Origin of the sequence: Acinetobacter sp. CIP-A165 (assembly GCF_000367985.1) — a bacterium.
In the GTDB taxonomy this organism is placed as follows: domain Bacteria; phylum Pseudomonadota; class Gammaproteobacteria; order Pseudomonadales; family Moraxellaceae; genus Acinetobacter.
Genome location: NZ_KB849202.1, coordinates 1,040,897 through 1,055,037, shown reverse-complemented (window position 1 = coordinate 1,055,037; position 14,141 = coordinate 1,040,897). Strand labels below are relative to the sequence as shown.

The following is a 14,141-nucleotide window of genomic DNA, read 5'->3' as shown; positions in this document are numbered from 1 at the left end:
TTTTACTTTATTGACGTATCGGCGTTTCAATCTTCGCTTACTTTAGTCATACGAGGAATCAATGGTAAATCTTCGAGTGCTGGATCGAGTTGATCTTCATCGGCATGAACCAGTTGGTCCACACGTTGACGCAATGCTTTGAATTCAGGGCAAAGCATTTGATCTGGATGACGTGGACGAGGTAAATCCACCTCGATAATCTCTTTTATTTCACCAGGATTGGCTTTCAGTGCGACGATACGATCAGCAAGTAATATTGCTTCATCCATATCATGGGTGACAAAAATAATCGTGATATCAATATTTTGCCATAAATCCATCAAGTGCCGTTGCATCTTCTGACGAGTATGAGGATCAAGTGCGCCAAAGGGTTCATCCATCAATAGAATTTTGGGTTCATTCACCAATGCTCTGGCAATCGCAACACGTTGCTTCATTCCACCAGAGAGTTGGTAGGGATACTGATTTTCATACTTTTCTAAACCGATAATATTAATCCATTCCCGCGCTTGAGCCTCAGCAGTACTATCACTTTGTCCCTTCATTTTTGGACCAAACATCACGTTTTCTTTGACGGTTTTCCACGGAAACAGTGTATATCCTTGAAACACCATACCTCGCTCAGGACTAGGACCCATGATCGGTTGTCCATCAATCAGAATCTCTCCACCTGAATAAGGATCAAGTCCAGCAACAATCCGACTGAATGTTGACTTGCCACAGCCAGAAGGACCGATCACACAAATAAACTCACGTTTATGAATCTTTAAATCAATTTGATTTAAAACAGTTCGTTCAGTTTTACCGTGTTTGAAGCTTTGCGTGAGTTGTTTCGCTTCTAAAATGACAGCACGTTCATAAATATGATCAAAATATTCACGAGCATTGAAATGGGTATTTGTCATTAGTGTGCTCCTGATTTCCATTTAAAAAGCTGCTGTCCAAGTTTCATCAAAATGACATCACAGATCAGACCAATCACACCAATGATGAGGATGGCTGCATAAACATTGTCAAAATTTTGGTAACGCGCTTGTTGGGTGATAAACCATGTAATACCAGATGTGCTCCCAATCAACTCAGCGACGATCAAGTAAGTCCACGCCCAACCGAGTAAAACTCTCAAATCTCGATAAATCTCAGGCAAGGCAGCAGGAATCACCACATGAAATAAGCTCTTAGTTTTGTTCGTGCCAAGGGTAAAACCTGCTTCAATCAAACTGCGATCGACCAATCGAGTGGTATTGGCAATGATGAGTATCTGTTGAAATAGCGTACCGATGATAATGATGGCTATTTTTGGTGCATCATTGATACCTAATATAGCAACAGCTAAAGCACCAAAGGCAGGGGCAGGCAGGTAACGGAAAAATTCAACAAACGGCTCTGTGAGTTGTGAAATTGTCTTAGAAAAACCGCATAAAATCCCCAAAGGTACACCGATGAGCGATGAGATAAAAAATGCACTGAACACCAGTTTAATACTGTGCCAAAGACTTTCATGAAACCACGGCGCATTGGCTTGAACAGGTGGCGTCGTAAACGCTGTAACAAGCGCTTTGGCAACTTCGTGAGGAGCAGGCAAATAAATGGGGTTGACTAAGATTCCTTGAGGTGGTTTTAAACCATGATCTACAGCACTTTGTGCTTCAGAATAAAACACTTCTTTGGCAATACGACTATCAATCTGTAGATATGCCACACTGCCTATATCCGTAATTTTGACTTGTGGGTGCCATAAAAATGGCAAATAACTCACAGCACACCATAACAAAATTGGTATTAAAAATGACCCGAGACCAAATAACACTTTGTTGGTTTGGCTGAGTTCGCGTGCAACGTAACTCATATTGTTTGCCTCTTAATATTACATTTTTTATAAAACGTAATACTGGTTAAGCAAAATAAGTGCCAATGAGATAAATACTAATTTTACGGCGACGATGAGCAAACAGAGAAACTTTATTTTTATTCTTTCTTGATTTTACAAATGATAATTATTATCATTTGTAAATACTTTGTTTTGAGTCAATGATTGTGAACAAAACCCCGATACTCGTTGATGAATTATACAGAAACCATAGCGGGTGGCTTCATCATTGGCTGCGAAAGAAAATTGGAAGTTCTGAGCAAGCTGCTGATTTAGTTCAAGATACATTTATTAAAATCCTTCAGACACGCGATGATTTGTTGGGGGTCAAAGAACCAAAAGCTTATTTGACTTCAATTGCGAAAAATTTATTGATCGATCAAGTAAGACGGAAAAGAATTGAACAAGCGTATCTTGATGGTTTAAGTGAAATGGAATACATGCTTGATGCGGTCGTGTCCCCCGAAGAACAGGTACAAATCATTCAAGCCATTCATCAGTTATGCAAAGCGTTAGAAGCGGTCTCTGAAAAAGCCCAACAGGCTTTTATCTTGCATTATTTAGAGGGTTATACGCATAAAGAAACGGCTGAAAAACTCGGTGTTTCGACCAAGATGATCCAGAAGTATTTGACCAGTTGTTTGGTACAGTGCTATCAAACCCGAATTGATATGATGGATGCATTGGTGTAAATGACAAAAAAGCATAATCAACAACTGGTTGAAGAAGCAGCGCAATGGATTGTTCAATTAAGCGCGGATGATGAGGTGACTCGTCGTGATGCAGAAGTACAATTCAAACAATGGAAAAAGAATAGTCAGCAACATCAAAAGATTGCCAACGATATTGAACGCTGTCTCGGTTCGATTCAAAAGTTATCACATAATCATCATAAAAAAATTGCAAAATCAGCACTCAAAGCTGGGCTGGGATCAGGAAAGGTTTATAAAAATATTCGAACTGGTACAGCATTTGCGATCGTTCTATGCACTTTGGGTGTTGGTACATTATATTTATCAGATACATCGCTAGGTTATATTGCTGCGGATATTCGCAGTAATTCTAGTCAGTGGACGACTCAAACATTACAAGATGGCTCACAAATCACTCTTCGCGGCAAAAGTGCTGTCAGTCTTGATTTTAAGTCTGACCAAAGAGTGGTTGAGCTGGTGCAAGGCGAAATATTTGTTGATGTCGCCAAAGACCAGCAGCGACCTTTTATTGTCAAAACCTCTCATGGACAAATACAGGCACTCGGAACAGCTTTTAGTGTTGCTTATCAACCAGAGATAACCGAATTAAAAATGCTGCATTCAAAAGTTCAAGTGCGAGCCAAACCATCCAAGACAACACCTGCAAATAAAGTCAATCAAGCAATAGTGGAAGCAGGGCAAGCGATTGGAATAGATCAAAATGGTTTAACGCCAATTTCAGCACTGAATCGCTACAATGAACAGCAAAAATGGGATAAACATCAACTGATGGTTGAAGATTTACCACTGAATCAAGTGCTGAAAGCCTTGGATCAGAACTACAAAGGAAAAATTATTTTTAATGATTCAGCATTGAGCAAGATACACGTCAATGCTGTATTACCACTAGACCAAACACAAGACGCACTTAAGCTACTCGGCGCAGTTTTTCCACAATTAAAAATATATCAAATTACACCTTATGTGATTTTTGTGACGACTTAGCAAATTTTTTAATTTTTTGGTTCCACTTTTTTCTTACTTGTTCGTCATAGTAAATAGAAGCAATAAATTTGGATCATTTTAACTACCAATATTGAATGATTCTTATTTCTATTTACTGGGGTGTGTAATGGAAAACTTGGGAAATGGCCAGCAACAGAGAAAAAGTCTGTTTCGACTATCAAAGCTTGCACTTGCAATCTATACCGTGGGAATCGGGAGTATAGCCTTACCGTTACATCCTGCATATGCAGCAACGACAAATGCCAAATCTTATAATATTTCAGCAGGTACATTGGCAAATGTATTAAATCAATTTGCAGAGCAATCGGGCACTTCGATTGCAATCGATGCACAACAGTTAAAAGGCAAAAATAGTACTGGCTTAAAAGGAAGTTACTCCATAGAGCAAGGCTTTCAACATATTCTCATGAACACAGAATTTTATGCTGTGAAAGTTGGGCAAGGCTATACACTCACAAAAAAAGCACCACCATTAACAGCCAATCAAGCTGCTTTAGTTTCTCCTATGAGTGATCAACGCGATTTAATGAATGAAGCCTCAGCTCGTTTAGCTCCCATCGTTGTCTACGGTCAAGAAGATCGTGATACACAAGGCTATAACAAGGTTTATGACGCAAATCATTCTTCAGTTTATGCAGGTAAAGAATATGTAGAGCGTTTTAAAGGTACAAATCCTGCTGATGTATTACAAGGTATGGTCGGGGTGTATAGCGGTGATGCTCGGAATAGTGGTGCACTTGATCCAAGTGTTCGCGGTGTACAAGGTGTTGGTAGAGTACCATTAACGATCGATGGAACAGAGCAATCGGTCGCTGTTTGGCGAGGGTATAACGGTGTTAACAATCGGAACTATATTGATCCGAACTTGATTGCTGGGATCGAGGTCATCAAAGGACCTTCACTAGAACGTAATGCCACAACATCTGTTGGTGGTGGGGTGTTGGTTAAAACACTTGAAGCTGATGATATTGTCCGCGCAGGAAAAACCTTTGGTGCTGAATTAAAAGTAGAAGGCTCAACGAACTCAATAGATCCATCGCTACCCAACATGAGTAAAGTCGGTCGTGATTATAGTGAGACAACACCATGGATTGAAATAGATCGCGCCCGATATGATCCTGATATTTACAAGAAAAATAGAACCCGAAAAGATAACTCTAATTTCTCTGGCGATGATTTAGCCGGTCGACTTGCACTGGCAATGAAACAAGATCAATTCGATTTATTGGCTGTTTATGCTGTTCGTGAACGTGGCAACTATTTTTCAGGCACACACGGTGCTGGTTATTACAAACGTGCTGAACCCAATAATGACAATTTCGATTTTATTCCATATTTTGCACATGCTTACAAACCAGGTGATGAAGTTCCAAATACATCTAGCCAGATGGAGTCTTGGCTTTTCAAAGGAACCTATCGACCTACAGATTTCCAAACCTTAAAACTCACTTATCGAGATACTAAAAATAAATTTGGCGAAATCATGCCATCTCGCATTCAATGGGGAATAACGCCTGATTTGGGTGTACCTCAATGGCCGCTTAGTGATATCCGTTCAAAAGCTTACAGTTTGGAATACAAATTTAAACCTGAAAGTAATCAGTGGGTCGATTTTTATGCCAATGTTTGGCAAACCGATACTGAAAGCCAGACTTATACTCGTGGTGGTTGGCCAATTGATATTGATTTTCGAGACAATCGCCTTATAAATACTGCGATCAGTCACTCTGACAATCAACGACAGGGTATTAGCATCAGTAATAAAGCAAGATTGAATGATCAGCTTGATTTGACTTTAGCTGGGAGCTTCTTAAAAGAAAAGCTGACTTCTGATGATATCTATGGTGAATATGGCCCAATGTATAGCATATTTCAGGCCTTACCGCGTGCTGGACGACGTGAAGAGAAAACTTTTGATTTTAATTTTAATTATCGTCCCTTGTCTTGGTTAAGCTTCGATGCGGGTATGCGTTACCGCTCTTATTGGGCTTTTGATGACTTCTTAAATAAATCGATACGCGATGGGGTTGATCCTACGCTAAATCCATTATTTACCAAGAAAAATAGACTCAAAGAATATAGTTTTGAATATCGAACTATGCCTGAAAGTTATGATGCTCAGCAGCAGCGCATGATCAACCTACTATCGCAACGCTATGCAACGAGCAATCCTGATTGGGATGGTCGCTTAGAGACTGTACCTGCATCAGAGACAAATTTATATAGCCGAATTTGGTCACAAATCAATACGTTGAAATGGAAAGCAGATCCAAATGGTCATTTGGCTTTGGCTGACAACATTTTGGATCAACTGAACGCTTTAGATCAGAAATATGTAGTAATCGGAAATGGCTTTAAGCCCGCTGTAATTGAACAAGTTCCAATTGAATCTGTAAACAAAGTTAAAGATAGCGGTTGGGCGCCTCAGTTAAGTGCAGCGATTCAACTGACCGAAAATAACCGACTCTATGCACGATATGCTGAAGAATATCGTTTGCCGAGTTTATTTGAAAGCACTGTCGGTTTTTCAGCAATGATGCCTTATCAAGCTGTTAAACCTGAACATGCTTTTAACTATGAAGTGGGTTATGTCTATGATATGCGTGACTGGTTCAGTTCAGCACGCAATGCTGACTTTAAGCTGGCGTATTACTACAACAAGACCAAAAACGTGATTGAGCGAAATCAAAATCTGATATTTACCAACATGGATGAGCAAAAACTTGCAGGTTTAGAACTGCAAAGCCGTTTTGACAATGGTGCTTTCTTCACGGACTTAAGTTTGGCTTATAACCTCAAAAATGAAGTCTGTGATAGCAATAGTGCAATTGACAGGATGATCAATAGTGGCACTGTACAAACAGATCATGGCATTCAATTCCGTGATGCTTACCAACGCTGCGTCGATGACGGCTTTCCAAATGGTTATCTGGTGACAATGTCTACACCAGAACTCAGCGCACATGCATTATTCGGCGCACGTTTCTTTGATGAAGCGCTTGAACTTGGGGCACGTGCAACTTTCTATAAAGCTTATGAAAGCCCACTGCGTAAAAACAATGATGATAGCGTCAATAAAGGCTATTACCTCAATGTTCCTTTGGCGTGGGACGATACATGGATTTTTGATGCTTATGCACGTTATCAAGTAGATACCTACAACACCGTTGAGTTTGTAGGAAATAATCTTTCAAACCAATTTTATATCGATCCGCTTACTCGGAGTGCGATGGCCGCACCTGGTCGCACCCATAAAATCAGTTGGACCACTAAGTTTTAACTCAGAATTTAATTCCTGCTTTTGGTGAGTTGGGATTAGATAGGCGTAAATAATATATTTGAATGATTATTATTTACATAACTAAAAAGCAGTTTTATAGATTCAACTGCTCATACAACAACATGATAACGATAGCGTTATCCTCATTGAAACAATAACTTATCTTCAAATAAATGGAGTAACAATAAATGAAAATCTCTCAACTGTTCATCGGTCTAGTCGCATGTTCTGCTGTATTTTCTCATGCAGCTATTGATGGTGCTTCTAGCAATGAAGCAAACATCAGAATCGGCGCGGCTGCAAATGCTAGCCATCCAGACGGTGTAGCAGCCATATCTATAGAAGCGGCAGGCACACCATACAATGCATTTACAGGTTTTAGTTCATTAAAAGGCTTGGCACAAGCATTTGCTGCACAAGGTACCAGTAATACCAATGTCACAGTGGGTAGCAAGACCTTCAATATTTCGCACATTCCTGTATCGGCTCTGCCACCTTCACATAGTGCTTTAGGTAACTTTAATTTTGGTCAGGTGGGTACGCAGGAAGTATATTTTGGTGAGTGGTGGAAGGCTGGCGATACAGCAGCGAGTGCGAGCCATACGGTTTATTATGCGGGTGACAATAGCAATACCACCGTACCAACAGCAGGTACTGCAACTTATACCGTTGCAGGGATTAATGGATCTGCGACGAATCTGTTAACTGGTAATTTCACTGCAAATTTTGGTACGGGGACGCTTGAAGGTTCTTTAAATGGAACAGGTACAGCGGTTTCAAACTTAACATTGAATGGTGTGACATTTAATCCAGGTACTGCTGAGTTTGCTGGTGCAGCAAGCGCCAATGGTACAGCTGGGTTAAATAATACAGGTATTGTTCAAGGACATTTCTTTGGTGCAAATGCTGCGGCTTTGGCAGGTATCGCCGAGTTTAATAACGCATCTTATAACACTGCATTTGGCGGTGCGAAAAACTAATCGTGGCGAGAGGAATCTACATCTGTAGGTTCCTTTTGTTTTTTATGCGTTGATGATTTTACATTTTGGTTTGCGGTTGATATGAAACGAACATTGCTGTGTTGCTTGGCTTTATGGGGAAATACATCACTCTATGCGGATGATGAGACTCAACTTCGCCTAAATCAGAGCCTAGATCAGCAGTTATTACAACAACAGCGTTCACTTCAAGCACAAGGTACGATTCGGAGCACTGAAAAGTTACCTGAACTCCAAATCAATGGAAAAGTCTATGTCGTAGAGAAGAACCAAGATGATCTAGCCAAAGCGCTATATCTAGCGGTTATGCAAAAACAATGGGTTAATGTTCAAATTTATTTAGTGCATTATCAAAGCTATCCTGAGTATGATCAGGCTTTAACTGATTTCGCTGAAGGTGCATTGGCACGTGCTCAGGGACAACTAAAACTGGCTGAACAAAAATTCCAAAGCAGTTTAAATAAACAACCGAACAATCTGATTTGTGAACTCGAGTTAGCGCGTGTGCTGTTTGAACAACAGAAGAACAAAGAGGCAGCACACCTTTTTATAACGATTCAAAATAAATTAGAACAAAGTGATCACAGTGTCATTCCACCAGAAGTACAAAAAACGGTTCAGCTTTTCGTCAAAGCGCTTGCTCAACGAGATGCATGGCAAGGTTCTATTGCTATAGGTCCGACTTATGCGAGCAATCTAAACAGTTCATCAGAACAAAGCAAAACTTGGACGCTGTATGGCATGGATAAAGATGGCAACATTATCCCAGCTCAAATTACACGAGGAAGTCCAAAAGCAGTTTCAGCAAATGGTCTAGATTATGACGCAAGCCTGATCAAACGTTTTTCCATCAAAGAAAATCATGGTGTTGCACTACGTGCTCTAGCTTATGGACAGTCCTACGATAACCAAAGCAATTATAACGAATCCACCCTCAACGTAAATGCAGGTTATAGCTATTACGATTTAAAAAACCAAATTAATTTCAGTCCACTATTTGAACACAAACCTTATGGCAACGAGAGTTTATACGATGCTTGGGGCGGGCGGATTGAATGGATGCGATTTATTTCAGGCGATAAAGCACTCAAACTTGAAGCAGAAATTAAAGATTTTGATTATCACACCTATAAAACACTTAATGGGCAAGAGCGTTCGGTACTGGCGACTTTTTGGAAAATTTTACCAGAACAATGGACATTATTTGGTGGACTCGACCTCCTTGATCGTTCGACACAAGAACAATATACCGCGGCTTACCAGCAACAAGGAATTCGTCTAGGTATAAGTAAACCATGGAATATTGGAATTAATACAACATTATTAAGCTCTTATCGTTGGCGACAATTTGATAAATACGCAAAGGTTTATGAAGCAAGACGACATGATTTTGAACAAAATTATACTTTTGTTGTGCAAATGCCACGCTTCAAATTTTATGGTGTAACACCGAATTTAACATATCGCTATAACCACAATGATAGCAATGTGGATTGGTTGTACACCTATGACAAGCACAATGTCAGCCTGAAACTCGAACACCGTTTCTAGGAGAGGTTGATGAAATTAAAAAATTTATCTCCAAGTTACAAACAACAATTTCCTTGCTCTGCTGAATTGCCCCCTCATCATTTCGGGAAATGGGGCGTTGCAGGTACGATCATACTTTTGCATATCGCGGCATTGTGGTTGCTCAGCCATCTGATAGAACCCTATACATTGGATAGCGCACCGAAAGTGAATGCATTAAAAGTGCATTTCGTTTCAGTGTCTAGTGTAGAACAACCATCACCACGATCGTCTGGACAAAGTGCTGTTGCAATCAAGTCAGAGAAGCAAAAACGAAGCGTATCAGAGAGTTCAAATGCAACTGTATCATCCAAACCCGCCGCAAATACTCGCACACTCAGCAGCACACATGCTGATCGTGTGATATCAGATAGCCAGCCAAAACATAATCATAAAAATGAGCAAGCTACCCCAACTCAAATATCTGAAGATTCAGGGCCATCCCTGAATAAAGATCTAACGTTAAAAACAAAACAGATCGAACAACAGCTCACATCGAAGCAAAACCCAAATGTATCAAAACAACAGGGAGAGAGCCATTCCAACGCTGGTGGAATGACGACACTCGCGACACAACAGGAACTTGCACGTTCTCCAGATAGCCAAGTCGCCCCAAATGAACCATTACAAGTGAGTCGTGTAGATGTATTGAGTTTTGCAAAACTAAGCTATGAAGATCGTGAACTAAAACAACAAGATCGTACTGTTGAACTTCGTATACGCATTAATGAAAACGGTCAGGCAACAGATATTCAATTACAACAGAGTTCAGGCATCAGCAGCTTGGATCAACGTGTCATACAAGCTGTACTTAAATCAAAATTTAAACCTTATCAAGTGAACGGCCAAGCAGTGGCCGTGGTCGTGGACTTCCCAGTCCAACTTAAACTCAGTCGGAATCGTTGAACCATCCGTGAAATCTATTTTAGGAGAAAGAAAATGAATGCAGCGACAGAACAGATGATTGCTAATCAATTGTCCCAACGTTTAAAACATGAAACCGCAACTGAACATGAGCGTATGCACAAATTGATGGCTGAAGCAGCGGTATTTTCGAGTAAAGAGCGATATACACAATTCACCTTGTCACAGTACTACTTTCAAAAAGAGATTGAACATCTTTTCGAAAAACAAGGGGTGGCAGAACTCATCCCAGATTTAGGGATTCGTGGACGCTCTCAACAAGCACTTGCAGATTTGCAAGACTTAGGACTACAACCCAAAGGTGAACCATTACAGAGTAAAAATGTCGAAATGCCTGAAGCATTAGGCTGGATTTACGTTTCGGAGGGTTCAACTTTAGGCGCAGCCTTTTTATTTAAAGAAGCGCAAAAGCATTTAGGTTTTTCTGAAACTTTTGCTGCCCGAAATCTTGCTGCTTATCCAGAAGGTCGTGCCAAGGTGTGGAAACGTTTTGTACAAGCCTTGGATGAGGCAGGCTTTGATCAGTCTCAACAAGACCGTGTGATCCAAGGCGCATTAGATGCTTTTGGATATTTTGGTCATGCACTCAACCGATTGGATGAATTGCACTAAATCTTTGAGAAGTTATTTTTATTTATCCAGATTGGAGAAATACATAGCAAAGATTAGAAAACTCTCAAAGCGCTTAACTCATCAACCTATGCCTAACTGAGTATGAAACATATGGATCACACAGAGAATAAGTTAAATATGGAACTGACTTCCTCACCACCATCAGAAAGTAAAGTCGCACGTTCGATTTGGTGGCGCATGTTATTTATATGTCTCGCTTGGTTATGCATTGCACTGGGAATAATTGGGATTTTTATTCCGGGTTTACCAACTGTCGATTTTATTTTACTGGCAGTTTTCTTTGCGGCGAGGGGATCAGAAAAACTTCATCAATGGTTGTTAAACCATCGTTTTATCGGTCCCATCATAAAAGAATGGAGGGAAAATCGTCGCATACCGAAAAAAGCAAAATATATGTCAACAATTAGTATGAGCATAGCAGCAGGAGTGATGATCTGGACGATTCCACACCCTTGGTTTGTCTATCCTGCAATAGGATGCATGTTGGTGGTATTGATCTGGATGTGGAGAAAATAGCTATTTTATTCATTCAAATAGATACAATCGTGTTTATTTTGAGGAAAAATAAACCAGATGCAAATGATAATAGTTGTCATTATTGTTATTTTTTTAGGTTTTGTGTATCCTGCAGACAATTTTTAATAATAGATTAAGGTGGGGGTGATTTTGAATAGTCGTCACCACTGTTGGTATTGTTATGACTATTGAAGCATCAGTTCCCTTCGTTGCCACTAAAAGTGTCTCCAAACATCGAATTCAACAATCATCATTGCTTAAATACCGCTTGATGGTTTTCTCACGTTTTGTGCTGGCGATTTTTGGTGGTTATTACTTTGCAGCCATCGCAACGATGCTGTTGGTATTTTTATTTCCAACTGAACCTTTAAAAGCCAATGCAGTTTTAAGCGTCACCATGTTGGGTTTTATCATTCATTGTGCTTTGTTCATTTGGGTCTTCATGGTCAATTCAACCCTTAAAGTATGGCTCTCAGTGGTATTGCCGAGTGTATTGATGACACTCATTTATTTATTCTTACAAGGGTAACATCATGCGTGTTGATGCTAAAAATGAAGGGCCACGCCAGTCGATGTCATGGTTGCATACTTGGACGAGCCTGCTATTAGGTTGGTTGTTATATGCCGTATTTTTAACGGGAACGTTGAGCTTCTTCCAAAATGAAATTACCGTTTGGATGAAACCCGAGCTACATCAGTCAGTGAACACCGCCTCACAGCAACAACAACTTAGCCATGCCTTAGCATATCTGAATCAGAAAGGGCAAAATGCTGAGAGTTGGAATATTCGTTTTGCCAATGAAAGACAACCCGCCATTATGTTGAATATTCGCCAAGCAGGTGAAGAGCGACGACGTGGTGGCGAGATTTACTTAGATACTCAAACAGGTCAAGAGATTAAGGCGAGAGAAACAAGAGGTGGGGCATTTCTCTATCGTTTCCATTTTGAGCTATATGGCATGCCGCGTATTTGGGGACGCTGGATTGTAGGGGTAGCAACATTATTTATGTTTGTTGCCATCATTAGCGGCATTATCACGCATAAAAAGATTTTCAAAGATTTCTTTACTTTCCGACCTGCCAAAGGTCAACGTTCATGGCTTGATGGACACAATGCGATGGCGGTTTTTGCTTTGCCTTTTCACATCATGATTACTTTTAGTGGTTTATTGCTACTGATGCATTTGTTTATGCCTTGGGCGATGAATACACATTATGGCGATGTGCGCAGTTTTTATCAGATTCTCAATCAACCTGTTGCTCAAACACCTGAACAAGCCCGTTTACTGGAAGAACAAAAACAAAAAGGCTTGCTGACTGGACGAGGAAATCGTGGCGGTGGTCGTGTTGAATCAGGGCAAGAAAATAAGCCTGTTGAGGCGGCAGAAATGGTTAATTTAACTGCGCTTACACAATCTGTTCAACATAGTTGGTTAAACAATCCCATCTCTTCGATCAGGGTCAATAAACCCAATACTGTAGAAGCCGAAATACAATATAACGCTACACGTACCACAACGTTAATGGATCGAGAAAGTATCCCGTCATTGAAATTCAATGCGGTAACTGGTCGAGAAATAGACGAGGCGAAACCTGTGAATTCGACTCCAAAAGCGATTTATACCTTAGTGACATGGTTACATATGGCACATGGGGTAGATTCAGTTTTACGTTGGTTGTTATTTTTATCAGGCGTGTTAGGTACGATGATGATCGCTTCTGGACTTATTCTATGGGTGGTTAAACGCGCACCAGATGTCCAAAAATTGGGGTATAAACCTGTCGGGCATCGTGTAGTTGAAGTTTTAAATATTGCAGCGATTACAGGTTTACCGATAGCCTGTGCAGCATATTTCTTCGCCAATCGTTTGATTCCAGCTCAAATTGTGGAACGCTCACCAATAGAAATTAAGGTATTTTTTATCGCATGGTTGTTGTGTTTAGTCCATGCTGCGATTCGTCAGCATCGTCCTGCATGGTTAGAGCAACTTGCTTTGGCTGCGGTCATGTTTTTATTGATTCCAATACTCAATGTCTTAACTGGAGGTATGCCACTCTGGAAAAGTATCTATTTGGGTCAATGGATGATTGCAAGTTTTGATCTGGTATCGATCACTTTAGGACTGATCTTTATTTACGCGTACTACAAGCTAAAACGTTATCAAGGCTTACCGATCAAGAAAAAATCACAGCCTAAAAACAAGACTGCACAGGAGTCTATAGAATGACTGCTTTGTTATTGTGGTGTGTTTGTGTTGTCGGATTGTCGAGTCTGGCTTGTGCGATGGCAAAGCACCAACGTGAGATTTTCTCAAGTCCAGTCAGTCAACGAAATTGTCGTTTATTTCAAATTGTAGGTTGGGGCTTACTCATTATTTCTGCGGGATTCACTGCATACTTTAAAGGCATTTCAATTGGACTTTCAGAATGGTTAGGGTGCATTAGCTTTGCAGCTTTGGTGGTCGGATTGTTATTGACCTATTCGCCTAAAAAGATATTTAAAGCGAATACTATGGTCGCAGTGCTGTTTCTGATTTTATTGGTTATACACTTGCTATAGCATTGATATATGTATGTCATAAACAAAGCGTTAAGAGCTTAGCTTTTAACGCTTTGAATTTTCTTTTATAAAG

At 40.2% G+C, this 14,141-nt stretch carries 13 protein-coding genes; 11 read left to right on the top strand and 2 right to left on the bottom strand.

The features are described from left to right. Positions 1-26: 26 nt before the first annotated feature. Positions 27-905 (bottom strand): ABC transporter ATP-binding protein, encoded by an 879-nt coding sequence (locus F991_RS10480; protein WP_004671180.1) that lies wholly within the window; start codon positions 903-905, stop codon positions 27-29. Further along, positions 905-1,849 carry an ABC transporter permease gene (locus tag F991_RS10475; RefSeq protein ID WP_004671178.1) on the bottom strand — a complete coding sequence of 315 codons (945 nt, stop codon included), beginning with the start codon at positions 1,847-1,849 and terminating at the stop codon, positions 905-907. Before F991_RS10475 ends, F991_RS10480 begins: the two co-directional genes overlap by 1 nt. Before the next feature lie 188 nt (positions 1,850-2,037). On the opposite strand from F991_RS10475, the gene F991_RS10470 reads away from it, so the two are divergent. The 11 genes from F991_RS10470 to F991_RS10420 all read left to right on the top strand — a co-directional run bounded on the left by F991_RS10470 (position 2,038) and on the right by F991_RS10420 (position 14,068). Continuing rightward, positions 2,038-2,562, top strand: coding sequence for a sigma-70 family RNA polymerase sigma factor (locus F991_RS10470; protein ID WP_171063439.1), 525 nt, complete (start codon positions 2,038-2,040; stop codon positions 2,560-2,562). After that, positions 2,563-3,567 carry a FecR family protein gene (locus F991_RS10465; RefSeq protein ID WP_004671173.1) on the top strand — a complete coding sequence of 335 codons (1,005 nt, stop codon included), beginning with the start codon at positions 2,563-2,565 and terminating at the stop codon, positions 3,565-3,567. A gap of 127 nt (positions 3,568-3,694) precedes the next feature. Beyond that, complete coding sequence (locus F991_RS10460; RefSeq protein WP_004671171.1) at positions 3,695-6,868, top strand: hemophilin receptor HphR; 3,174 nt, start codon at positions 3,695-3,697, stop codon at positions 6,866-6,868. Between the two features lie 188 nt (positions 6,869-7,056). After that, complete coding sequence (locus F991_RS10455) at positions 7,057-7,848, top strand: Slam-dependent surface lipoprotein (RefSeq protein ID WP_004671169.1); 792 nt, start codon at positions 7,057-7,059, stop codon at positions 7,846-7,848. Between the two features lie 81 nt (positions 7,849-7,929). Continuing rightward, entirely contained in the window at positions 7,930-9,417 is a 1,488-nt protein-coding gene (locus F991_RS10450; RefSeq protein WP_004671167.1) for a hemophilin secretion modulator, read from the top strand. Positions 9,418-9,426: 9 nt separating this feature from the next. Continuing rightward, on the top strand, positions 9,427-10,341 hold the full coding sequence (locus F991_RS10445; RefSeq protein ID WP_004671165.1) for an energy transducer TonB: 915 nt from the start codon (positions 9,427-9,429) through the stop codon (positions 10,339-10,341). Between the two features lie 33 nt (positions 10,342-10,374). Further along, positions 10,375-10,971, top strand: a complete 597-nt coding sequence (locus F991_RS10440) for a biliverdin-producing heme oxygenase (RefSeq protein ID WP_004671162.1) — start codon at positions 10,375-10,377, stop codon at positions 10,969-10,971. A 111-nt stretch (positions 10,972-11,082) separates the two neighbouring features. Next, on the top strand, positions 11,083-11,508 hold the full coding sequence (locus tag F991_RS10435) for a YbaN family protein (protein ID WP_004671160.1): 426 nt from the start codon (positions 11,083-11,085) through the stop codon (positions 11,506-11,508). Between the two features lie 181 nt (positions 11,509-11,689). Further along, on the top strand, positions 11,690-12,037 hold the full coding sequence (locus F991_RS10430; protein ID WP_004671158.1) for a hypothetical protein: 348 nt from the start codon (positions 11,690-11,692) through the stop codon (positions 12,035-12,037). 4 nt (positions 12,038-12,041) lie between these two features. Continuing rightward, positions 12,042-13,736, top strand: a complete 1,695-nt coding sequence (locus F991_RS10425; protein WP_004671156.1) for a PepSY-associated TM helix domain-containing protein — start codon at positions 12,042-12,044, stop codon at positions 13,734-13,736. Beyond that, positions 13,733-14,068, top strand: a complete 336-nt coding sequence (locus F991_RS10420; protein ID WP_004671154.1) for a DUF3325 domain-containing protein — start codon at positions 13,733-13,735, stop codon at positions 14,066-14,068. Before F991_RS10425 ends, F991_RS10420 begins: the two co-directional genes overlap by 4 nt. Positions 14,069-14,141 lie beyond the last annotated feature (73 nt).

Coding starts and splice junctions, on each gene's coding strand:
- F991_RS10450 (WP_004671167.1), top strand. CDS start 7,930: ATGAAACGAACATTGCTGTGTTGCTTGGCTTTATGGGGAAATACATCA.
- F991_RS10425 (WP_004671156.1), top strand. CDS start 12,042: ATGCGTGTTGATGCTAAAAATGAAGGGCCACGCCAGTCGATGTCATGG.
- F991_RS10435 (WP_004671160.1), top strand. CDS start 11,083: ATGGATCACACAGAGAATAAGTTAAATATGGAACTGACTTCCTCACCA.
- F991_RS10420 (WP_004671154.1), top strand. CDS start 13,733: ATGACTGCTTTGTTATTGTGGTGTGTTTGTGTTGTCGGATTGTCGAGT.
- F991_RS10430 (WP_004671158.1), top strand. CDS start 11,690: ATGACTATTGAAGCATCAGTTCCCTTCGTTGCCACTAAAAGTGTCTCC.
- F991_RS10445 (WP_004671165.1), top strand. CDS start 9,427: ATGAAATTAAAAAATTTATCTCCAAGTTACAAACAACAATTTCCTTGC.
- F991_RS10440 (WP_004671162.1), top strand. CDS start 10,375: ATGAATGCAGCGACAGAACAGATGATTGCTAATCAATTGTCCCAACGT.
- F991_RS10480 (WP_004671180.1), bottom strand. CDS start 905: ATGACAAATACCCATTTCAATGCTCGTGAATATTTTGATCATATTTAT.
- F991_RS10460 (WP_004671171.1), top strand. CDS start 3,695: ATGGAAAACTTGGGAAATGGCCAGCAACAGAGAAAAAGTCTGTTTCGA.
- F991_RS10465 (WP_004671173.1), top strand. CDS start 2,563: ATGACAAAAAAGCATAATCAACAACTGGTTGAAGAAGCAGCGCAATGG.
- F991_RS10475 (WP_004671178.1), bottom strand. CDS start 1,849: ATGAGTTACGTTGCACGCGAACTCAGCCAAACCAACAAAGTGTTATTT.
- F991_RS10455 (WP_004671169.1), top strand. CDS start 7,057: ATGAAAATCTCTCAACTGTTCATCGGTCTAGTCGCATGTTCTGCTGTA.